This window comes from Senegalimassilia sp., assembly GCF_977052095.1.
Genome location: NZ_CDRSTZ010000003.1, coordinates 23,511 through 43,971, shown reverse-complemented (window position 1 = coordinate 43,971; position 20,461 = coordinate 23,511). Strand labels below are relative to the sequence as shown.

The following is a 20,461-nucleotide window of genomic DNA, read 5'->3' as shown; positions in this document are numbered from 1 at the left end:
CTGAAATTGCATCGTTCATAGCACAGTTCAAGAATCAAAGCTACGATAATCCTGCCTTTCCTTCCCCGCTTGCCCCTCTACTCCAAAAAACGTGCAGTTTTTGCTAACAATCGCAGTTTTCGCAACGTTCGGCAATCGCGATAGAGGTCCCCATCGCAACGATTTGAGACAAGCCGTTAAGCCAACCGCCTCTTGCGCCACCGGCAAACGTCAGTTGCGCTGGCCCGCTAGCCATTCGCGTACGTGACGCGCGGGCGAGTAGGCGCTTGGGCGCCACAGCTGCTCGCCGGCAGCGCTAATCAGCACACGCGGCGCGCCAAGGCGCGGGCCGGCGGAGAAGAAAAACGCGCCCGGCACCTGCGGCCCAACTTCGCTAAAGCGCAGGTCACTGGGGTTGCAGCCCAAACGTTGCGCTGCCGCAGCGCGCATGGCCTCGCTGGGAGCAACCGCGGACTCGACCGCGCCGCGGGCCGCGTGCCCAACCGCGCACTGCTGGCTTTGCGCCGCCTCAGCCTGCATGGCCCCATCCAAAACGGCAGCCCGCTCCTCGGGTTGATTGTTGGGCAATTTCGTGTTCATCACTGCATCCTTCCTTGCTCGTTTTCCTAGGTTATCGCACATTCACGTGATAGCGAATGGCCGGGTTTTCCTGCACGTAGTCGCGCAGCAGGCTGACCTCGCCACATTGGCTGTCAAGCACGTACACGTGGCCCGTCTCGCTGGTGGCCAGGTTCACCCAGTGGCCGGTTTCGCCGTCGGGCGGCCACTCCATGGCGCACATGCCGTGCCAGCCCGGACCTTGCGAACGCGCGAACTGTTCCAGCTGGTCAGGCGCGCAATCCGCAAAACGCATGTCGCACGCCTCCTCCATCCCGCCAATGGTGCCGATGTTGCGCCAATCGGCCTGCGCCTGCGGGTCGATGCCCGACAGCCGCTCCCACGTGGCGAACGCGCAACCGCCGCAATTGCGCGCGTACGCGTTGTCCACGTTGGGGTCGAAGTTCGGGTTCACGCCATTGATGAGGCTTTCATATTCGGAAACTTCTTTGCCGACGACCAGCTGCTCGCGCGCCTCGACAAGCTCGTCGTACGTCATGGCGTCGAGCGCTTCGTCGATCGAGCCGGGCGGCGGCGCAGCGGACGGCGTTTCGTCGAACTCACTCAGCGGCTGCGCCGCTTGGCTTGCCGTCTCATCGGGAACGCTGAGCACCTGGTTTGCCGGCACTACCTCTTGCCCGCCGGGGTCGAACGCACCGGGGTCCAGCCCGCTTTCGCCGCTCGAAAGCTCATCGGGAAAGTCAAGACCGGCGGCCGCATCGAACGCAACCAGGCCGGCAACGCACCACGCGCCTACTTCGATATCGGCCGCGCCCGTCTCGTCGGTCTCTCCGTCCGTCTCGTCCACGTCATCGAATTCGGACATCGCACGCTCCTTCCTTGTCCGCAAATAGCTCTAAGGAAGGCAAATTCGCAGGCCAGACGATTGCTTTCGCCATCTCGCATCTCTTCTATCTTCAGCGAATCACCTTCCGGCGCCCATTGTGTCGACCGGCAACGCGCCCCATTGCGCAACGGCGCGCGAACGCGAAGGCAACAATGCAGACACGGAAGCAAGAGAGCGAAAGGCGAATCATGAGCAGCGAAAACAGCATGTCGAACTCCGTTGCTGAGCGCGAGGCGCTTGGCATCAGCACGCAAACGCCCCTGGTGCAGGGCGACATTGTCAGCGGGCGCGTGGTGGAGGTGGTGGCGCAGCAGTCGATCCAAAACGCGTCCGGGAAGTGGGTGGCGCTGGTGGCCGACGGCAAGCCCTACGAGTTCGGCACGCAGACGCACAAAACCACCCTGTTCGTCGAGCCCATAAACGCGTTCGGCAACGACTTGGCTGCGCAACAGCGCGCGCTGGTGGTGTTCGGCGACATCAGCGGCAGCGTGGCGAAGGGCCACATTGTGCAAGCGAAGGTCAAGGAACGCGGCGGGGCGCTGGTGGTGCAGCAGCTGAACAACCTCACCACGCATTCGTCGATTCAGCCAGCGGCGCAAGCGAACGGCTCGACGATCCTTGTCGTTGGCGCCGTGCTGCTGTTGGCGCTGGCGTTCATCGCCTGGCAAGCATTCGGGTTCGTGGCAAGCGGCGGACTTGCTTCGGCACTTGTTGGCCTTATCAGAAGTCTGCTCGATGCCTTCGGACCTGCGCTCCTTTCGATAGGCTTGTTGTTTTTGCTGGTCAGAAGCTTCGTTAAGTAGCCGCCTGATCGACCCCGAAAGTAAAGGAGTTCCCCATGTTCGGAAGCAAGCTTGGAAAGTTGAACCCGCTTGAGGGCGGCCAGGTCGTGCGCGCGTCATCGCCTGTGTTCGCTGCGCGAGCCCACACCCTGCCAGCAGGCGCCCAGCCGTCCGCGCCCTGTGCCCTCGCACCCGCGCTCTGCGGCCCCGCGCCCACGCTCCGCGAAACCGCGCCCGCCCTTGCGCGCGGCGCTTCGCCGCAATCGGGCGAGCGCATCGCCCTTGGGCACAGCGACAGCGGCCCGTGCGCCATCGACGTGCGCGTGCTGGCAAGCCACCTGTGCGTGACGGGTCAGCCCGGCATGGGCAAGACCACGGCCATGGTGCGGTTGATTGCCCAGCTGGTGGGCTGCGGCATCAGCGTAGTGGTGCTCGAACCCGCAAAAGTGGAATATGCCGATGCGCTGCGCCGTGCAGGCGTACCCGCAACCGCGCTCGGCTTCGACGGCGAAAGCGGCACCGCCACGCTGCAAACGAACCCGTTTCTAGTGGACGAACGCGTGCTGCCGCGCGTGTGGATCCAAGATGCGTGCACGTGCCTGGAAGACGTTTACGGGTTGAAAGAGCAACCGCTGCCGCTGCACTTGCGCGCGCTCACCGAGCGCCTGTACCGCCTTCGCCGCATCGACGCCAACCGTTTCGCCAGCTCAAACACCGATTGGCCAACCGTGCGGGACTTCCTTACGCAAATTCAGCCGTATCTGAAGGAGGAAACGTGCCTGAGCGCCAAGCTGACGCAGGACCTTGCCGGCGCGCTGACCAGCCGAGGACGGGCGCTGTGCCAAAACCCGGCGTTCACCGTCAAGCACGGGCTGGCCGCAAACGACCTGCTCAGCTTCGGGGCGCACGCAAAAGTTCTGCAGCTTTCCGATCTTGGGCCCAGCGACGGCGCGTTTGTTGGCATGCTGCTGTTGCTGCGCGTCATGCGCGCAAGCCGCAACCTTGGCGCACGGCCGCTGCACACGGTGTTCGTGGTGGAAGAGGCGCATTCGCTGCTGATCGACCAGATGAGCGGGCAGCCAACCACGTTCGCGCGCCTGCACGAAAGCGCGCTGGCGGAGCTGCGCGCGGCGGGAATCGGGTTCGCCACCGTCGACCAACGGCCGGCGCTGCTGCCGGCCGGCGTGCTGTCGAACAGCGTGACGAAGCTTGCCCTTGCCAGCACGCACGGCGACGACCGCAACGCCATCGCAAAAGCCCTCGCGCTCAGCGAGCCCCAAGAGCAACGCTTCGGCAGCCTGAGCACCGGCGAAGCGTTGCTGCAAACCACCGGCGTCCCCGCGCATTTTGTGAGGCTGGAAGCTTAATCAAGCGGTCGTGCACCGGCCTTTCACCCCTCGTATCAGCCAATCAATCGAAGCGATGCCGCCCAAGTCCGCCCACAACCGCCTCCTTCGCCCCAATGCTGGCTTTGGCACGATTTTGAACTTTCCGAAACTCTTCGCCCCCCGTTTCGGCCGCAGAAGCCCTGCTTTGGCATGAATCGGAGCTTTCCAAAGCTCATGAGGATGTTTCAAGGCTCGGAAAGTTCGAAATCGTGCCAAAAAGCGACGGGGGTTGTTCGCCATCTAGTCGCTGATGCGGATGGTTACGCCTTCGTAGGCGGGGATTTCGATCACGTCATAGGGGCTGAGCGCGAACGCGGCGCCTTCCGGCGCCAGCGGCAGGTCGGGCTGGCGGGAGAAGCGGCGGGCGCGATCGAGACGGCGGGCACTGGCGTCGTCGAGGCGCGACAGGCTGAACTGCGTTGGCGCGGCGGCCGTGTCGACGATGGCACCGTTCTTGCCGTCCAGGCACGCCACGCTGAAACGGTGGCCGTTGCGCTCGTCAAGGAAAAACGCCAGGTGTCTGCTGCTGATGGCGCGCAGGTGCTTCGCCGCCTCCTCGTCGAGGTCGGCGCCGACAGGCCGGCACTCAAGCGTGATGCGCTTCTCGAACTCGACGAAGCGGTCGAACGCGTCGGACAGGCACGACTCGAGCAGCGGCAGCGTTTTCTCGCCGTCCGATTCGGACCACGCAAGCACGCCGCACGCAAGAAAGTCCATGATTGCGGACGTGAACAGGCGCTTTCCCGCCAGGCCAAGCGCGGGCGACACCGACGCCGTAACGCAAGTGCGTACCTGCGCAAGCAGCTGGTTGCGCGAAACGTCGAGCATGCGGTCGCGCGCGGGCACCTTGACGGCGCCGGCGCCAGCAATAACCGCCTGGGCAATTTTCGCGGCATCGTAGTCGACGAACCCGAAATCGTCCTCGCGTCGCAGCTGCGTCAGGCGCACCGCGCCAGCGCCCCATCCCACGCGCTTCGCAAGCGCGTGCAAGCAGTCCAGCTCCTGGGCCTCAAGAGCGGCGACAATGCTGCCGCTGCCCTGGAACAGCCTTTTGCGCAACGCGGTTTTCGACGGCGCGTCTTCAGGCGCAGCCGCCACTTCTGCGCTAGCGCAAAAACGCTGCACGGCGCGCTCGAAGCCATCGCGCAACCGCGCGAAATCAAGGCTCGCCTCGCCGCCAGCCGGAAAACACTCTTCGCGCACCAAGCGCTTCACCAGCGGAACCCAACGCTGCGCATCCACACCGAACGAAGCGTCTATCCCCTGGTCAACGAAGCATTCCGCGTACGACGCGCCCCCGTCGCCTTCGCCCTCTCCTGCGCTCGCGCCGACTCCCGCGCCGAAATACGCACGCGCAGCCCCTGAAAGCGCGCGGCGCAGCTCGTCCCACTTCGAGCTGTCGTAGCGCCGGCCCACGATGCACAGCAGCGCCCCGCCGGCCACATCCGCCTCGACCGCCGGAAACTCGACAGCCTTGCTGGCACTGAACGCAGTGCCGGCAAGCGCATGGTTAACGCTGATCGTAACGGGCGGCGCGCCAACGCCTAAGGCAACGTCGCCGCTCATCCCACGCGGCACGCAATCCGTGGCTTCCACGGTGCCTTCGCCAAGCGAGCCCTCGCCCGCAAAGGCAAACGGCAGCTCCTGGCAGTTGACGATGCCCACCGCCGGCGCCAAGTACACGCCGAACACCAGGTTCGCCTTGCGTTTGAGCGCCTCGGGGAACAACGCGGCGTCGAACGACCGGTATAAATCGGCAACCGGCAGCTCCGCAAGCAGATTGCGCGCCTCAGCGGCGCCGCCACGCGGATCGCTCACCACGCAATCGGGAACGAACGGCCCGCCCGGCCGCGCGGCAGCCTCGACCAGCGCAACGTAACGCGCCCGATTCTCAACCATCAGCGCCCGGAAACGTTCGCCGCGCATGGCCTCGATGCCCTCGTCGTTGCGCACAATCTCGTCGATAAGCGCATTGATGGGCTCGGCGGCCAGCGCCTCTTCGCCCTCGCCTTCGCCCCACGCCTCACCCGGACAGCAGCCCCACCAGCGTTCCGTGTCGAAAAAGCGGCTGCCGAACAGGTTCGGCGCGAACGCGGCATCAAGCGCCACCGGCTTCGCGCCGGGACCGCGATTGCCCAAAAACGGCTGCCAAACCTTGCAGCAATCCTGCTTCGCAACCCAAATGGGAACAAGCCGGCGAAACGCCCGCAGTATAAACGTGTTGTCGCCGATTTCCGCCTGGCGCTTCGCCTGCGCGCGCAGCTCGTCGTAGAACAGCAGCTCGTCCTCCATGGCCGCGGCAATCGCGGCGGCCTCTTCGCGCTGCTGCGGCGCGAACGACGCGTCGGCAAGCAGCGCGTCAAGTTGCTCCTCGATGACCTCGGCAAGCGGCTTCGCGTAGTGCGCGTCCACATTGCGCTTCGAGCGCGGCAGGAACGTTTCACCTGATGAGAAGTGCTTCAGCGGGTCCTTCCCCGTCAGGAAGTTGCCGCTCATGCCCACGGCGTCAAGATGCGCGCACAGCTGCTCGACGATGGGATTGTGCGTCGGGTTGGGGTAATGGCGGAAGTACGTGGTGTTGGCCAGCACGCGCTGCAGGCGCATCTCGCGCAGCGCGTCGCCGGCAGGAAAGCCCGCGCCCTTCGCAAGCGCGCAGCCGTCGGCGCGCTCGGTGGAGCAAGCGTCCACCCAACCCGTCAGCGCCTTCGCAACCGCCTTCAACGAACGCTCACCCATGCGCGCACCTTTCCCTTTCCCTGCCGCTTGCCATCATTTTCCACCATTTCACCTGTGAGCGAACGTCAGAATAGCAATTCCCGAACAAACGGGGCTATCTGGCCTTACGCGGCTGCGCGGCTGTCGCGCTATTAGCCAATACTCATATAACCGCTCCAAACAACAGGCCAGCCAACATGAAAGCACAGACACAAACGACAGGAATCGCCGAAAGCAGAGCCAATCAGCATTCCATCCATTAGCCTTATCTTTCTAGTCATTTCTAACCATTTGCTAACCATAATGAACAGAAGAAGCCATTTTGCACTTCTTGGCAAATCATCAGGAGATAACGCGAAAAGAAGTGCAGGCGCTCCTTGATGTCGGGCAGTCGACGGCTAGGCGAGTCGTAAAGGAAATCGATGTGCGGATAGCGCGCGGCGAAAGCGGCCACGGCGGCCCGCACCTCCAACCCCGTCGAAGGGCCTGGCGGCGGGCGAACCCGCCAAGATGGCGGGTTCGCATGATCGAGTCCGTGGCCATCGAGCCGGCGCCGCTTCGCCAGGTGTACGGCAGTCAGGCGCTGGCCGCAACCATCGAGCGCTTGGAGAAGCGCGTGGCGGACTACCACACGCAAACGGCGCTGGCCGCATCCACCGATTACCCGGCGGGAGAATAACCGTGGCCTACGAAGCACGCATCACCGGTGCCGCCAAGGCGTTCCACGAGAAGATGTTCCCCGGCTACGTGTCGGACTTCCTGCGTACCGACCCCGAGTTCATCGAGCGCTTCGACACCTTCGCGTTCGACGAGGTGGTTGCGCAGGCGAACCTTGACGACGAGACCCGCTACCTGGGATGGCTGGCCACGCTTTTAGGTTGCCAGGGCATCGACGAGTACCGCGCCATGCTGCCCGCTGCGCTAAGCTGCGGCAACGCGAGCTGGCCACGTTCTGCTACATCGCGACGCAAGGTGGTTGCGGCGCGCAGACGAAAGCGCACGCCGCCGCCAACCTCTCGGCGGGCAACACCAAAGAGCTGCTAGTTACCGTTATGTCCGGCAACCTGCCCTTCATCGGCTACCCCCGCACACTCAACGCCCTCGCAGCCATCGAAGACGCAAGCAAGTAGAGAAGCGAGGGTCAAAGCGCCCGCAGGGAGCAACGAAAGGCTCACAGCAAAACGAGCTACCTCCCGTCAGGTTTAGCAAAAATCGCTCATGTATGTGCTTTAATTGCTCTCCGCCACCTACAACGACAAGAGGATCTTACATATCCCCAGGTCACAGACTCGGCGCTATTTTCGTTACCCCGTCAAATTGGGTTAAATCACATACATGAGCGATTTTTGTTGCCCAAGGAGCCCAATCTGACAAGGAAACACGAAAAGGGACGGGTCGTTTGTCGCATTTGCCAGACCTGACAAGGGGCCAGGTCGTTGTCAGCTCGGTGGTTTCCCGTCGGTTATGCGGAGCGACGAAGGGCGAGAGCGGAAGCGTCGTCGGGGGTGAGGCCCTCGTAGGCACGAGCGAGAGCCGCTGTTGCCAGGTCGGTGGCTTGTTCGCCCTGTGCTGCACGGGCGATTGCGCCCACATTCGCGTAGCGCCAGCAGCCGTCCGTGGCCACCAGCAGAGCGGCGTTCGGCGGCAGGTCAGCCGAGCCCGACGCAGAGCGCTTCGGGCATCCCAGGTAGTTCGTCAGCTTGCCGTCCGCGCTGTCTAGCTGCGACAACAGCTTCGCCTTGCCGTCGTACAGGCCGAACACGGCCACGTCGCCTTTGCTGGCCCACTCCACGTGGTTGCCGCGCACGCGCAAGCTCACACCCGCCGCGCCGCCGTGGCGATGCACCACGTGCCGCTCCAAGTTGCCCGCCGCCTGCGACGCCAGGTCAAGCGCCGCGCGGGCTGACAGGCCGTCTTCAAGCGCGTCAAGCCCCACGCACGCCGACGTCGACGCGTACAGTGCGCCGTGCGCCCGGCCGCCCATCCCGTCCACCACCATGGCGCATTCGCCGGAATCAGACACCAGCACCACGTCCTGGTTTTCACGATTTGCCCGACGCAGCAAAGCGGAAGTCACACTCACTCCATCAGGAGTGGTTTTCGTTGCTGTGCTTTCAATCCACAAGCCCTTCGGGCTCTCAATCGCCGATTTCATAAGGTTATCCTTTCTTTAGATGATAACGAACGCGCTACCGCTTAAGCGCGCAAGGGGCATGCGAAACAAGCCTGCCCGTCATGCGCGCCTTTGCCACCTCGCCTGCTCATGCGGCAGCGCACCGCTTCTCATCAAAATGGCGAACAGGGGCAGCAAGCAAAGCGATTTCCCTTGCGGCCCTGTTCGCCCGCCTTCGTTCCCGTGAGCCATCGCCATTTGACCTCGCGAAACATGCGGCGCCCCGACCCGATGAAGCGGGCGGGGGCGCCGCGAGGCTCTTACGCAGCCACCTGGCCGCAAGCGGGGCCGGCGTGCATGCCGCCGACAGCAGCGGCGTCAACGGCCGAGGCAAGCGCAGGCGCATCGGCCACCGACGCATCGGCGGCAGCAACGCCGGCATCGGCAACCCCAGTGGCCCCGACGCCAGCCCCGACCCCGACGCCCGCGAACGCGACCTGCGACGTGCGCGCCAGCGCGAAAAGCTGCTGCGAGAAGCGGACACGGCTGTCGGTGATGGCCGTGGTGAAGCGGATAAAGTCGTTCTGGAATTCGCCCGAAAGCGTCAACAGGCCTTGATACAGGCTCTCACCTGCGCCTTCGCACGCGCAGAACGCCTCGCTCTTCGCCAGGTCCGCAAGCTGGCCCGCCGCCTGAACGCGGGCGTCCACGTCGTCCAAGTCGGCCTGCAGGCGCAGCTTGAGCGCCTGCAACTCCGCACGCTCGGCACGCAGCGCGCTGTACTGCTTCCAGTACGACGCGATGGCCTCGCCCGCCGACAGCGCCAGCATCACCAGCACCAAGAACACGCCCTTGAGCACCGCCGTGGCCTCGCCCGATTCGAACACGGTGCTGGCTACGTCGGACGCGAAGCGCAGCCCGGCGATGATGAGCGCGATCGACGCCGCCGCGCCCAACGCCGCGACGCACGCTTTGCGCGAGCCCATGGCGAAGTTGTTCGCACCCACGCGCGGAAGCACCCACAACGTGGCGGCGCAGCCAAGCGAGATGACGATGGCGATGATGTTCGACACCAGCATCGCCTGACCCTCTTCGCTGCCCGACACGATCTCGGTCACAGCTCCGTCGAACAGGCTGTCGACGTCGAGCGCCTTGCACACCGCCGTGTAGTCCAAGCAGGCATTCGCCAGCACCAACAGCGCGATGACCAGCACTAATCCAATTCCCTTGCGCGTTTTCATCGGGTTACCTCCTTGCCTTGCGTCGCGTTCTTCACGCGCTCGCGCTTGCCGAATGTCAGCTCCGCCAGGCGGTTGTCGCAGCGCTCAAGCTGGGCCGCCAGCGACGCGCGGTGCGTGGCCTCAAGCTCGGTGCGGTAGCGGATGAGCCCCGCGTCCACCTGCGCCACATAGGCGCCCAGCTGGCCAAGCAGCGTGCGCGGATACTGGTCGATGCCGCTTTCGTGAAACGCCGGATGCGCGGCCGCGGCTCCGACCAGGCGTTTCGCCGTGACCTCGAAGTCGGGAGCCGGCGGCGTGTCGAACGCCACGCCCAAGCGCTCATCGGCACACAGGTCGCTGGCGCTGGGGATGCGCGCCTCGCCCGACGCGCTCGACACGCGCGGGAACTGTGGGGCGCCATCGTTCTTGCGGCCGAATAGGCCCTTCATGCTGAAAGCCATCAGCGTACTCCTTCCTCACGTGCGTCAACGGAAACGCCCGCACCGGCAGCAGCATCTGCCACGGCGACGGCAACATCGGCAGCGTCGCCAGCAGAGCCGAGCTTGCCAACACCGGCGTCGGCTTTTTTGCCGGCTCCAACGCCCGCATCGCCCGCGCTGCCTTCGCCAGCCAACTCCGCCAGCTCGGACAACTCGATGTCCGGGAGCTTCTCGAGCACGCCGGGAAGCACGTACGGGCGGTTCAAGCCGGCGCGCTTGTGCGACCAGCGCAGGTGGGAAAGCGCCTGTTCACGGAAGTGGTTCTGGCAGTACGCCATGTTGCGCTCCATGCTTTCGGCCAGCAGCGCCTGGACGCGACGGGCGCGGTTGAGCAGCGCCATCAGCTCATCGCGGCGCGCCTCGGCCGCCGCAAGCGCCGCCTTCTTGCGAGCGCGAACGACGTCGCTGTCGTGGCTGGCCACCGCGCTGCGATCGGCCTCGGACAGCCCATCGGTGGCGCTCAAGTCCACCTCTGGCTCCTGCCTCGCCGCCTCCTCGGAGCGCGCCACCTCGCCACCCACCGACGTGCACAGCTGCTCGGCCGCGTCGACGGCGATGGTGGCCACGTGCAGCGTGGACGAGTAGTCCTCCACCTGGGATTTCACGTGCGAACGGCAGCGGCTCTCCAGCACCTGCAGGTACGGCGAGTCGCACACGCCGTTTTCGTCCTGCTTCACCTGGCTTGCCCACAGAAGCGCCATCATGCGCTGCGCGCGGATGCGCGGGTTGAACGTTTCGGGGAAGATTTTCACGCGCTGGCCAAGCTCGACCTGGCGCTGCTCGCACCATTCGCACGCGTTGACCAAGTCGGCTTCCGTCTTGAACGCGACGGGCTTTTCGACCACGCGACGCGCCTCGGCTTTTCCTTTCATGCTGGTCTCCTTTGCCATCGGTAACCTGACGGCTTACACCCTAGCGACCGCATTTCGCCCCCATTGCGCAACGAAGGCGAAGCCGCCCTGCGCCGGCGTGCTCGGAACCGCCCTGCGCCGGCAGGCCTTCGCCATCCACCACCGCTTTCGCCCACGCGCACCCGATGGCAGCCGGGAACATCAGGAGGCATCCGCGAACGATGGGCGGCAGCCCATCACGCCTCGAAAGCCCGACAAACGACCCGGACGGCTGTCGGACTTTCGGAGCGGTGAAAATTGCAACCCTCAACGGCCACGCACTGCGCAGGTCGCCTGCGAACAGCACGCCAAACGCGTCGCGCGCCTGGAGCCGCACCCCCTCACACGTCCGTCACGCCTTTCCGCCTTCGAAGGCACTCGCTGTATTCAGGAACACGGAATTATGGCCACTGTTGGACAGTTTTTCGCGTTCCTGAATATTTGGCGGCAGGTCGCGACCACTAGGATTCGGCACATCTTGGTGGCGGCTAGATTACGCGCCCGCGACCTGGGGTTTCGTCAATAGCCACAAGCTGTTACCTCGCAGCAAAAGCAAGCACGCCTCAAGGCCATTCAGCTTCTCCAATTTCTGACCCCGATTCGTTCAGCTTCTCCAAAAAGTGGCAAACAGTGGCCATTTTCGCGAAAAGCTGAGCACACGTGGTAAAGCCGGGCGCAGTCCGCCCGGTAAGTGAAGCAACAAGGAGAACCTCGCGCCGAAAACCTGGCAAGCAACCCATCGTTTTGCGGGCCCGCCTCGCCCCCTACCTAGCGAACAACCTGCCCTTTTGCCGGCTCGCCTCCTTGCCCGGCAACCGTCCTGTCGCTTTCCGGCTCGCCCCTCCCGACAACTGTCCTGTCGTTTTCCGGCTTGCCCCTTGCCCGGCGAACGTCCTACCCCTTTGCCGGGCTAGACTCCCTATGCATAGCAAAAACCGCTCATGTATGTGATTTAGCTCGATTTGGCAGGGCAAAGAAAACTGCACTACGTCTGTGACCTGGGGAAACGCAAGATGTTCTTATCGTTCTAGACAGCAGAGCGCAATTAAATCACATACGTGAGCGATTTTTGCGCGCAAGCAGCCTATACAGCGCGAAAAGGGGGCGTCCCCTTGTCGAGGCGCCCTGCCCCGTCGGCCTTGGCGCGCTTCCAAGCAGGCGAAAGCGCGCCAAGGCCGCTGCCATGCCTTCGCTTTCTGCACCCCCAGGAAAGCCAGCGAAGTGGGCGAACGCTGGCTGAATGCGTTCTGGCAATATTTGTCGAGCGGGAGCAATGCCACCCGTGGCACCGCCAGGGCCGATGGTCGACTCCTGGCGTTGCCGCGAAAGCGCTACTTCGCTTTCAGGCTGGCCATGGTCAGCGCTTCGCCGAACAGCGGGCCGGCGCCGTTCATCACGGCGAAGCGGACACGCTCGGGGTCGGCCACCACGCTTCCGGCCAGCTCATGCACGCCGTAGCCGAACAGCTGCGGGCTCATGACCACGCTGGGACCCACCATCACCGTCAGCGCGTCGCGCGACAGCGCAAGCAGGCGCGGCGCCGTTTTGTTGATGAACGTCACGCCCGTGATGAACGCGAAATCGGCCTGCGGCAGCACGAACTCGCACGCCGGATCGGGCGTGTCCAACCCGTCGCGGCAGTTGCGCTCGAGCACCGTGAGGTTCGCGTACTCGGCGATGTCGGTCACGTGCGGGAAATGTCCCACCACCACGACGTTCGCGCCGTCGCGCGCCGCGATCTCGCCGCGATACGCCTGGAACGCGTCCTTCGGCCCGCCGCCGCGCTCGCCATCGGCGGGCCGGTCGGCGTTCGAATCATATTCGCAGCCCAACGGGTCAAGCAGCTCGCGGCGCGCGTACCACGCGTTCAGCGCCGCCACGCCCAGTGACGCCTCCTCGAAGCACCACGACTTCGCCAGCTCGGTCACGTGGCGCAGCTTCATGCCGCGCAGGTCGGCCTTAAACGCGCGCTTTCCACCGCCGCGCGTGGTGAACGCCACGCCCATGCCGCAGTCGGCTTCCACGTACGACCAGTTCAGACCCAGGCAATAGTCGCGTACTTCCACGTCTTCCGGAATTCCCGCGATAAGCTGGTTGTACAGGTCCCACGCCGTGCCGGGCGCGTACGTCCCGGGGTACGCAATGGGCGAAGCGGCGTCAAAGCTCATGGTCGACATGGCACGTCCTTTCATAGCGAAACGGTGCGGCGTGTCCCTTCAAGCCGCAATTCCCGTATTATTCTCATTAAGCACTAATGATACAACGAACGACGAAACGATGGGGGCTTTCATGCTGTTCCTGCTGACCGGCGACGTGCAAATCGGGAAAACCAGATGGCTTGAGAAGCTGTGCGGCGACCTGGCAGCCGCGGGCGTTTGCGTTGCCGGCGTCATCGCGCCTGGTCAGTGGGTGCCGCGCGCCGAGGGGCAGCCCGGCGGCAAGCACAGATTCGACGGCGAAGGACGCTTCGAGAAACTCGGCATCAACAACGTGCTGCTGCCGCAAGGCGAACGCATCGTGTTCGCGCGCCGCCGCGACCTGGCGGAAGGCGACCAACCGTTCGCGCAGGGTGAGCAAGCGAAGGCCGCGCAACTTGCCTGGGCCATCTCCGACGAGGCAATCGCCCAGGTCAACAACCATTTCGCCACGCTAGCGAAAATGGGACAAAGGGACAGTCCCTTTGTCCCATTCGCAGCCAAGGAATTGAATAGGAAAACGTGCGGCGGCGGAAGCCCCGCTGCCACAACGAAGCCAGAAAACCACCCACGCTCATCATTCACCTTCGGTACCGCAGGAAAAGAAAGCATTGATGGGCATAAACCAATTTCGCGCAACGGCAATGTACCTGCCGATACGGCAATGGGACAAAGGGACTGTCCCTTTGTCCCATTGCCGGGCGGCGACGCGAACGGGAGGGCGACCACAGGCGGCACTTCGGCGGATAGCGACAGCGCAGGCGGCCATCCAACTGCAGGCGGGGCTCTAACGGGCGCAGTTTCCGCCAGCGAAAAGCTGGCGCCCGCAATCGCGCCCGGGTCGTTCCTGATGGTCGATGAGCTGGGGCGGTTGGAGCTTTTGCGCGGATGCGGGTTTACGAACGCCGTGGCTCTGCTTGACGCCGGCCCCACGCCGACATTCCCCCACGCGCTTGCTGTGGTGCGCGAAACGCTGCTTGACCAGGCCGTCAGCCGCTTCGCCCCCGCTTGGGGAAAGCCGCATCCCATCGCGCCGGGAGACGAAGCGCGCCAACTTATCCTCAATACGTTCGGGGTTCGTTAGCCCATTAAGTCGCGAACTCGCTCGGCCCTATGAGGTGCGAGGAAGATCACCTCACTTAGGTGGCACAAGAAGCCCGCCACACAAGGTACGCACAAGTCGCGCCGAAAAGCTGGGCACGATTGCCGTTTTGGCCCGATGTGGGAACTACCACGATTCCCACATCGGGCCAAAACGGCGCCGGACGCCCAACACGGGCTGCTTCCGTTCCCACTTCGCCGCTTTTCGACGTCGCGCCACGGGGGGTTCCAGCTACGCGGCGCGGCGGCTTTCCCACATCTAGCGAATACCGCCTTCCTGGCCGAGCACTCTTTCCCACTTCGGCCAAAAGCGGCATCGCCCGTCAGAGCGATTCGCTCGCATCGGCAAAAAACAACCGATGCGCGGCGGAAAAACGCGCCCAATGCCACCAAGCAGGCGCGAAGGCAAACGCATACGTCTAATCGGCCTGGCCACATAAGCGCTCTCGTCTGACAAGATAAAACCTGGCAAGGGGATGAGACGTTCGCCAGGCCCCAGTCCTCGCACGGTCACAAAGGGCTGCTTTCACCAGGCGCCTACCCTCTCTTGTCGCATCCGGCCCAAAACCTGACAAACGACCCGTCCCTTTGTCATGCGTGCCGTGTGTGGCAGGTTGCCTCCCGCATCGAGTTGGGGCAGCGCGCCCTCTAGCGCGTCAGCACGGGGACGCAGACGCGTTCTTGCAGGCCGTCGTCCAGTTGCACGTCCACTACGCGCGCGTCGGTGCCGTAGATGCGCGCGAGCATCTCGGTGGTGATGCACTCGGCGGGCGTGCCTTGCGCCAGCACGCGCCCTGCGTCCATGACAATAACGCGGTCGGCGCAGAACAGCGCGTGGTCGGGGTCGTGCGTGACCATGACCACGGCTTTTCCCATGCGCGACAGCATGCTCATGCGCGACAGCACCAGCTGCTGGTTGCCGAAGTCGAGCGCCGCGGTGGGCTCGTCCATCACCAGCACATCGGCCTGCTGCGTAAGCGCGCGCGCAATGAGCACCAGCTGCTGCTGGCCGCCCGACAGGTTCGTGTACGCCTTGTCGGCCAGCCCCACGATACCCAGAAGCTCCAGCGCCTTGTATGCGATCTGCCGGTCGCGCGCCGTGGTTTGCGCCAGCTTGTTGATGTAGGGCGTGCGGCCCATCAGCACCACATCGGCCACGGAAAACGGGAACGGCGGCGTGTGCGCCTGCGGAATGTAGGCGAAATGCCGCGCGCGCTCGTGCTCGGGCATGCCGGAAAGCGGCCGTCCCGCCACGAACACCTGGCCGCCCAGCGCGGGGATCAGGCCCATCATGGCCTTGAGCGTGGTGGTCTTCCCGCAGCCGTTCGCGCCGATGATGCACACGAACTCGCCGCGCTCCACGCAAAACGACACGCCGTGCACGATCTCGGCCGGGTGCTTCTTCCCGTAACCGCACACCAGACCGCGCACCTCAAGCGCATGCGGCTCGCCGGCAGGCCCGCCAACGGCAGCGGCAGCGGCCTCGTGCGACGCACGCGCAGCACTCGCAGCATAAACGGCCGCTGCACCGACACGGCATCCCTCAGGCCCGCCAACGCCAACGCACGCAATATCAACAGCGCCTGCCGCGGCCTCACGCGACGCACGCGTATCGCTTGCTCGCTCGCCGGCAAACCCGCCAGCGCCCACGCTCGGCGTGCCCGCGGACGCAGCCACGCCTTCGCCAGCCTGCTTGCCTGCGCGCGCGGCAGCCTCTTCGCCGCCCGGCGCGCCCGCTACCTGCACTTTTTCCGCGGCCATTAGCGCCACCCCTTCATGTTGTGCTTGAAAATGACCACGAAGAACGGCACACCCAGGATAGCCGTCAGAATACCGATGGGCACCTCCACCGTCATGGCCAGGCGCGCGATGTTGTCCACCAGCAGCAGGTACACGGCGCCCACCACCATAGAGCACGGCAGCAGCACCTTGTAGTTCGGGCCGACGATGGCGCGCGCAAGGTGCGGGATGACCAGGCCAATCCAGCCCACAATACCCGCCACGGCCACCGACGCGCTCGTAATCAGCGTGGACGCGAAAATCACCAGCAGGCGCGTGCGGCCCGTCTTGATGCCCATGGCGCGCGCCTCCTCGTCGCCGAACGACAGCACGTTGAGCTTCCACGACTGCGACATCAGGATGACGAACCCGATAAGCATGGGCGCCAGGCACATAAGGAAGTCGCCGGCGTTGACGTTGGCGAAGCTGCCCATAAGCCAGAACGTGATGGTGGGCAGCTTGTCGTCGGCGTCGGCCAGAAACTTCACCATGGACATGCCCGATTGGAACAGCGTGGACACCAAAATGCCGGCCAGCACCAGTCCCAGCGTGGGGTCGTAGTCGACCTGCCGGTTCAGCCACACGGCCATGCCCACGGCCAGCATGCCGCCCGCGAACGCGAACAGCTGCACGTATTCGCCGGCAAGCCCCCACAGAAGCGCCAGGCACGCGCCCAGGCTTGCGCCCGCCGATGCGCCCAGCAGATCAGGCGAGGTCAGCGGGTTTTTGAACATGCCCTGGTAACTGGCGCCCGCCACGGCCAGCGCCGCGCCCACCAGCATGCACACGCCCACGCGCGGCAGGCGGATGCGGAACAGCACGCGGTCCATCTTCGGATCGACGTTAGCCGGGTCGAAGAAGTGCGCCCAAAACGTCTGGCACACCTCCACGGGCGTCATGGCGTATTTGCCCATCATGAACGAGAAGAAGAACGCCACTATCACCACCAGCGCGATGAGCAGCTTCACCTTCAGCGTGACCTTCAAACCGAACGTCTTGTCGGCGGCTTCCCGCACGGCCGCGTCGGCGGCGTCGGCGCGCGCGTCTATGTCGGAAAGCAGGCTGCCGACCAGCTGCTCTTCAGCGGCCTGCTGCGAAGGCGCTTGCGCGGCGGGTGCCTGCGACGCAGAAGCCTCCAGGAGGCACGGCGGCTGCACGGGCGTTTGCGAAGCGCGCTCCGCCTGCGCCTGCTGCGCTTCCTGCGCCGCCATCAGTCAGCTCCGTTCGCGCGGGCGCTGGTAGCGGCGGACGCGGAACCCGCGGCACCGCCAGCCGACCCCGACGCGGCCGCCGACGACCCCGCCGACGCGCTACCGGCCGCAGCGCCCGCCGAACCCGCGGCCGCGCCGTCGCCAGCCGACGCGCCCGAAGCCCCATCGCCTTCGCCATTTTCCTGCACCAGGTACAGCTGGCCGGTGTTCGGGTCCTGATACACCTTACCGGCGTCGATGTAGTACGACCCGCCCGCCGTGACATCCTCGGGCATGTCCTGCGGGTCAACCTCTTCCATGCTTGATTCGTCCAGCTCGTCCACCGACGTGGTGGCAATGTTCCAATGCAACATAAGCATGACCAGAAAACCGCAGGCCAGAACTAACATGCAGTCAACCATGTTCACGATGTACGCCGACGGGTTCACGTCCTCGCCCATATCCTGCCCGCCGCGGCGAAACGAGCTTGCGCGGAAATCGCGATGCATGGCTACTCGCCCGCCTTCGCGCCCGCCGACACCGCGGCCGGCTTGCCCTTGCCCGCGCAGTCAAGCTGCTTGAACTCCTCCAGCGGGTCGCCGTCGTAGTTCGCCGGCAGCTCCACGCCTTCCTTGCGGGCGGTAGCGGCCTTGTCAAGCACGCACGTCATCAGCGACTCAAGCGACTCGATGTACTCGCCGTACCAGCCGCTGCGCACCTTCGACACGATCAGCGCCGCCACCGCGCACGTCAGGCCGCACACGGTAGCGTCGAACGCCACGGTCAGCGACTGCGACAGCAGCGTAACGTTGTTCTGGCCCAGCGCCACGATGCCCGGGCCCAACGGGATCAACGTGCCCATAAGGCCCAGAAGCGGCGCGACCTTCGAAATGGTATCGGTCCATGCCAGGCGGCTCTTGCAGCGGCGCTCGGCCTGCGCAATCTGGATCTGCGCCAGCGCGAACAGCGGCTCCTCGGGCAGGCCCATGTTGCGCGCCGCCGTGATAAGCGCGGCCTTCTGGTAACGCAGAAGCTGGCTGGCCAACACCACGTCCACCACGTCGGCGTATGCGGCGTCGTTAATCTGATTCACGATGCGCGGCATGTTCTGCTTGAAATGGCGGCGTTCGGTGAAGAACTCGACGATCACAGCGCCCAGGAAAAACAGCGTGACCACGATAAGCGCCACGATAACCACCATGACAGGCGTAAGCAGCCCCTGCGCAATGTCGTGCAGAATGTCGGGCAAGTAGGTGTCGTTGTACAAATCCACGGGTGTCTCCTTTAACCGTTAGTGCTTGCCGTAAGGCGGATAGCTGTTGCCAAGCAGGTCGCGCGCCTGCTCATCGGTGATGTCGCACCAGTACAGAAGGCTGTAGAACTTCTTCGTTTCCTCGACCATGTCCACGTCGTAGCGGTCGGGGTACAGCATGTTCGCCACCCACTGCAGGCCCAAAAAGCGGTTGACTCCCGGCGGGCGGTCGCACCAGGCGAACGGCGCGTTGGGCATAGTGTAGACGCGCCCGTCGCGCACGGCCTTGATGACGGCCCAGTCCGAGCTGGTGCGGATGATCTCGTCGGCGCCACCGCGAATGACGTCGTCCCACGCGATGATGACCTCGGGATCCCACTGGATCACCGACTCCAGCGACACCGACGACATGCCGTAACCGCTGGTTGATACGGGCACGGCCGCCACGTTGCGCGCGCCGGCTTCGGCGAACGTGCGCGCGTGCAGCGAGTCGTTGGGCTCCGACGCCAGGCCGAACGGGCCCTCGGCGTAGTACAACGACACCTTCTCGTCCTCGGGGATGTCGGCCACGGCGGCGCGCACGTCGTTGTAGATGCCCTCGCAGTACGCGGCAATCTTCTCGGCGCGCTCCGTTTGGCCAATGATGTCGCCGATGAACCGGTACGCGTTCATGACGTTCGTGAACGACCCGTCCACCATGACCACGGGAATGCCCGTTTGCTCCTGCAGGTTGTCGCACGTGGAGATGTCGGACGCGGAAATGGCCACGGCGCTGACATCGAACACCAGCTGGATGTCCTCGGCCATGAGCATTTCCAGATCGATTTCGCCGCCGCCGGAAAGCGAGCCCATGTACTTGAGCTTGTCGATGCCTTCGGGCAGATATGCCAGCTCCTGATCGGTGAACTGGTACGCGCAGCCACCCTGCAGTTCGGGCGCCAGCGAGAACACGTAGATTTCGGCCAGGCCCGAGGTGAAGTAGATGCGCTCAAGCTTGTCCACCGTCGGGATGGTAAGCGTGCGGCCGGCGTGATCGGTTACCGTGCACTCGCCGCGGAAGAACGCGTCGCCGGCCTCCGAGCGGCAGCCGGTCAGCATGGACAGCGCGCCGGGCAGCGCCAGCGTCAGCGCCGCGGTGCCGCCGAATTTGATGAACGAGCGGCGCGAGATGCCGCCCGCTTCTTGCATAGGTTGTGTGTGCAACGTTTCCCCCCTGTGTCATTCGCTGCATGGTTCCTTGTTAGTTTGCGTCGATTTGGCGCGGGTCGTAGCCGTCAAGCAGCGCGGCGGCCAGCGTGGCCTTGTCGTTTATGGTCCAAGCGCCGTCGGAGCCCTTCGACAGCGCAACGCTGACCTGGCGCTGCTCGGTTACCACCTGCGCGTTGGCCGCAGCGGCCTCGAACTGCGCGTTGGCGTAGCCGTCCTGCATGGCGTTCGCGCCCGTCTCGATGGCGGCATCGCGCGCGTGCTCCATGATGGGCAGCACGTCGGCCATGCGCTTGGCGTTGAACGTCACCGTCACCGTTGCGGCGTCGCCCTGCACGTCGGTTGCGGCGGGTTGGCAGTCCGCGCCGTCGAAGTACCAGGCGGCGAACACGTCAGGCGCCACGCCGTAATCTTGCGGATAGAACGCGATGAGCTCGAACAGGCCCTCCGCCGTGGCGGCGTCGGTGTCCAGCGTGGACGTGATCGCCGTCACAGCTTCCTGAGCGGCCTGGCCCTTCGAGGCGCCACCGTTAGCCGCGCACCCCGCAAAAGCACCTGCGGACGCAATCAAAAACGCAGCAAGCACCGAAGCCACCGCGCCGACGCGCACGCGCGCAACAACGTTGTGTGCCCTTGATTTCATCTGCAGCATGTTCACTCGTTTCCTTTCCGATAAGGGGCTGGCG

20 protein-coding genes are annotated in these 20,461 nt (G+C 64.6%); 5 read left to right on the top strand and 15 right to left on the bottom strand.

The features are described 5' to 3' along the window. Positions 1–210: 210 nt before the first annotated feature. Positions 211–579, bottom strand: a complete 369-nt coding sequence (locus ACWI6D_RS01195; protein ID WP_449133367.1) for a hypothetical protein — start codon at positions 577–579, stop codon at positions 211–213. Between the two features lie 31 nt (positions 580–610). Next, on the bottom strand, positions 611–1,423 hold the full coding sequence (locus ACWI6D_RS01190) for a toxin glutamine deamidase domain-containing protein (RefSeq protein WP_449133366.1): 813 nt from the start codon (positions 1,421–1,423) through the stop codon (positions 611–613). Positions 1,424–1,632: 209 nt separating this feature from the next. Here ACWI6D_RS01190 and ACWI6D_RS01185 point away from each other — a divergent pair, with 209 nt between their 5' ends. Both ACWI6D_RS01185 and ACWI6D_RS01180 read left to right on the top strand, forming a co-directional pair. Next, complete coding sequence (locus ACWI6D_RS01185) at positions 1,633–2,247, top strand: hypothetical protein (protein WP_449133365.1); 615 nt, start codon at positions 1,633–1,635, stop codon at positions 2,245–2,247. A 35-nt stretch (positions 2,248–2,282) separates the two neighbouring features. Then, complete coding sequence (locus tag ACWI6D_RS01180; RefSeq protein ID WP_449133364.1) at positions 2,283–3,593, top strand: ATP-binding protein; 1,311 nt, start codon at positions 2,283–2,285, stop codon at positions 3,591–3,593. Between the two features lie 261 nt (positions 3,594–3,854). On the opposite strand, the gene ACWI6D_RS01175 is transcribed toward ACWI6D_RS01180, so the two are convergent. Beyond that, the gene (locus ACWI6D_RS01175) at positions 3,855–6,350 is read right to left on the bottom strand and encodes a hypothetical protein (RefSeq protein WP_449133363.1); all 2,496 of its coding nucleotides are present in this window, start codon (positions 6,348–6,350) and stop codon (positions 3,855–3,857) included. A 262-nt stretch (positions 6,351–6,612) separates the two neighbouring features. Continuing rightward, positions 6,613–6,783 carry a hypothetical protein gene (locus ACWI6D_RS01170; protein WP_449133362.1) on the bottom strand — a complete coding sequence of 57 codons (171 nt, stop codon included), beginning with the start codon at positions 6,781–6,783 and terminating at the stop codon, positions 6,613–6,615. 69 nt (positions 6,784–6,852) lie between these two features. On the opposite strand from ACWI6D_RS01170, the gene ACWI6D_RS01165 reads away from it, so the two are divergent. Both ACWI6D_RS01165 and ACWI6D_RS01160 read left to right on the top strand, forming a co-directional pair. Beyond that, positions 6,853–7,008 (top strand): hypothetical protein, encoded by a 156-nt coding sequence (locus ACWI6D_RS01165; protein ID WP_288285636.1) that lies wholly within the window; start codon positions 6,853–6,855, stop codon positions 7,006–7,008. A gap of 178 nt (positions 7,009–7,186) precedes the next feature. Beyond that, a complete protein-coding gene (locus tag ACWI6D_RS01160) occupies positions 7,187–7,459 on the top strand; it encodes a carboxymuconolactone decarboxylase family protein (protein WP_288285637.1) in 273 nt (90 codons plus the stop codon). A 332-nt stretch (positions 7,460–7,791) separates the two neighbouring features. Here the strand turns inward: ACWI6D_RS01160 and ACWI6D_RS01155 are convergent, their stop codons facing one another. The 5 genes from ACWI6D_RS01155 to ACWI6D_RS01135 all read right to left on the bottom strand — a co-directional run bounded on the left by ACWI6D_RS01155 (position 7,792) and on the right by ACWI6D_RS01135 (position 13,229). After that, on the bottom strand, positions 7,792–8,484 hold the full coding sequence (locus tag ACWI6D_RS01155; RefSeq protein ID WP_449133361.1) for a hypothetical protein: 693 nt from the start codon (positions 8,482–8,484) through the stop codon (positions 7,792–7,794). Positions 8,485–8,762: 278 nt separating this feature from the next. Next, positions 8,763–9,683, bottom strand: coding sequence for a hypothetical protein (locus tag ACWI6D_RS01150; protein WP_449133360.1), 921 nt, complete (start codon positions 9,681–9,683; stop codon positions 8,763–8,765). Next, complete coding sequence (locus ACWI6D_RS01145; protein ID WP_449133359.1) at positions 9,680–10,123, bottom strand: hypothetical protein; 444 nt, start codon at positions 10,121–10,123, stop codon at positions 9,680–9,682. The genes ACWI6D_RS01150 and ACWI6D_RS01145 overlap by 4 nt, the downstream gene beginning before the upstream one ends. Continuing rightward, positions 10,123–11,034 (bottom strand): hypothetical protein, encoded by a 912-nt coding sequence (locus ACWI6D_RS01140; RefSeq protein ID WP_449133358.1) that lies wholly within the window; start codon positions 11,032–11,034, stop codon positions 10,123–10,125. The genes ACWI6D_RS01145 and ACWI6D_RS01140 overlap by 1 nt, the downstream gene beginning before the upstream one ends. Before the next feature lie 1,349 nt (positions 11,035–12,383). Next, positions 12,384–13,229: a Rossmann-like domain-containing protein gene (locus ACWI6D_RS01135; protein ID WP_449133357.1), complete on the bottom strand. Its 846-nt coding sequence runs from the start codon at positions 13,227–13,229 to the stop codon at positions 12,384–12,386. Positions 13,230–13,329: 100 nt separating this feature from the next. Here ACWI6D_RS01135 and ACWI6D_RS01130 point away from each other — a divergent pair, with 100 nt between their 5' ends. Further along, complete coding sequence (locus ACWI6D_RS01130; RefSeq protein ID WP_449133356.1) at positions 13,330–14,331, top strand: hypothetical protein; 1,002 nt, start codon at positions 13,330–13,332, stop codon at positions 14,329–14,331. 665 nt (positions 14,332–14,996) lie between these two features. On the opposite strand, the gene ACWI6D_RS01125 is transcribed toward ACWI6D_RS01130, so the two are convergent. Genes ACWI6D_RS01125 through ACWI6D_RS01100 form a run of 6 tightly spaced genes read right to left on the bottom strand, consistent with a single transcriptional unit; the run spans position 14,997 to position 20,427 of the window. After that, positions 14,997–16,109 carry an ABC transporter ATP-binding protein gene (locus ACWI6D_RS01125; protein WP_449133355.1) on the bottom strand — a complete coding sequence of 371 codons (1,113 nt, stop codon included), beginning with the start codon at positions 16,107–16,109 and terminating at the stop codon, positions 14,997–14,999. Further along, positions 16,109–17,338 (bottom strand): FecCD family ABC transporter permease, encoded by a 1,230-nt coding sequence (locus tag ACWI6D_RS01120; protein ID WP_449133354.1) that lies wholly within the window; start codon positions 17,336–17,338, stop codon positions 16,109–16,111. The genes ACWI6D_RS01125 and ACWI6D_RS01120 overlap by 1 nt, the downstream gene beginning before the upstream one ends. Beyond that, positions 17,338–17,826 carry a hypothetical protein gene (locus ACWI6D_RS01115; RefSeq protein ID WP_449133353.1) on the bottom strand — a complete coding sequence of 163 codons (489 nt, stop codon included), beginning with the start codon at positions 17,824–17,826 and terminating at the stop codon, positions 17,338–17,340. The genes ACWI6D_RS01120 and ACWI6D_RS01115 overlap by 1 nt, the downstream gene beginning before the upstream one ends. Positions 17,827–17,828: 2 nt before the next feature. After that, entirely contained in the window at positions 17,829–18,590 is a 762-nt protein-coding gene (locus ACWI6D_RS01110) for a MotA/TolQ/ExbB proton channel family protein (protein WP_449133352.1), read from the bottom strand. Positions 18,591–18,608: 18 nt separating this feature from the next. After that, on the bottom strand, positions 18,609–19,772 hold the full coding sequence (locus tag ACWI6D_RS01105) for an ABC transporter substrate-binding protein (protein WP_449133351.1): 1,164 nt from the start codon (positions 19,770–19,772) through the stop codon (positions 18,609–18,611). Positions 19,773–19,809: 37 nt separating this feature from the next. After that, a complete protein-coding gene (locus ACWI6D_RS01100; RefSeq protein WP_449133350.1) occupies positions 19,810–20,427 on the bottom strand; it encodes a hypothetical protein in 618 nt (205 codons plus the stop codon). Positions 20,428–20,461 lie beyond the last annotated feature (34 nt).

Excerpts from the sequence above, each read along its gene's own strand:
- ACWI6D_RS01195 (WP_449133367.1), bottom strand. The coding sequence starts at position 579 with ATGAACACGAAATTGCCCAACAATCAACCCGAGGAGCGGGCTGCCGTT.
- ACWI6D_RS01190 (WP_449133366.1), bottom strand. The coding sequence starts at position 1,423 with ATGTCCGAATTCGATGACGTGGACGAGACGGACGGAGAGACCGACGAG.
- ACWI6D_RS01185 (WP_449133365.1), top strand. The coding sequence starts at position 1,633 with ATGAGCAGCGAAAACAGCATGTCGAACTCCGTTGCTGAGCGCGAGGCG.
- ACWI6D_RS01180 (WP_449133364.1), top strand. The coding sequence starts at position 2,283 with ATGTTCGGAAGCAAGCTTGGAAAGTTGAACCCGCTTGAGGGCGGCCAG.
- ACWI6D_RS01175 (WP_449133363.1), bottom strand. The coding sequence starts at position 6,350 with ATGGGTGAGCGTTCGTTGAAGGCGGTTGCGAAGGCGCTGACGGGTTGG.
- ACWI6D_RS01165 (WP_288285636.1), top strand. The coding sequence starts at position 6,853 with ATGATCGAGTCCGTGGCCATCGAGCCGGCGCCGCTTCGCCAGGTGTAC.
- ACWI6D_RS01160 (WP_288285637.1), top strand. The coding sequence starts at position 7,187 with ATGGCTGGCCACGCTTTTAGGTTGCCAGGGCATCGACGAGTACCGCGC.
- ACWI6D_RS01155 (WP_449133361.1), bottom strand. The coding sequence starts at position 8,484 with ATGAAATCGGCGATTGAGAGCCCGAAGGGCTTGTGGATTGAAAGCACA.
- ACWI6D_RS01150 (WP_449133360.1), bottom strand. The coding sequence starts at position 9,683 with ATGAAAACGCGCAAGGGAATTGGATTAGTGCTGGTCATCGCGCTGTTG.
- ACWI6D_RS01145 (WP_449133359.1), bottom strand. The coding sequence starts at position 10,123 with ATGGCTTTCAGCATGAAGGGCCTATTCGGCCGCAAGAACGATGGCGCC.
- ACWI6D_RS01140 (WP_449133358.1), bottom strand. The coding sequence starts at position 11,034 with ATGAAAGGAAAAGCCGAGGCGCGTCGCGTGGTCGAAAAGCCCGTCGCG.
- ACWI6D_RS01135 (WP_449133357.1), bottom strand. The coding sequence starts at position 13,229 with ATGTCGACCATGAGCTTTGACGCCGCTTCGCCCATTGCGTACCCCGGG.
- ACWI6D_RS01130 (WP_449133356.1), top strand. The coding sequence starts at position 13,330 with ATGGGGGCTTTCATGCTGTTCCTGCTGACCGGCGACGTGCAAATCGGG.
- ACWI6D_RS01125 (WP_449133355.1), bottom strand. The coding sequence starts at position 16,109 with ATGGCCGCGGAAAAAGTGCAGGTAGCGGGCGCGCCGGGCGGCGAAGAG.
- ACWI6D_RS01120 (WP_449133354.1), bottom strand. The coding sequence starts at position 17,338 with ATGGCGGCGCAGGAAGCGCAGCAGGCGCAGGCGGAGCGCGCTTCGCAA.
- ACWI6D_RS01115 (WP_449133353.1), bottom strand. The coding sequence starts at position 17,826 with ATGCATCGCGATTTCCGCGCAAGCTCGTTTCGCCGCGGCGGGCAGGAT.
- ACWI6D_RS01100 (WP_449133350.1), bottom strand. The coding sequence starts at position 20,427 with ATGCTGCAGATGAAATCAAGGGCACACAACGTTGTTGCGCGCGTGCGC.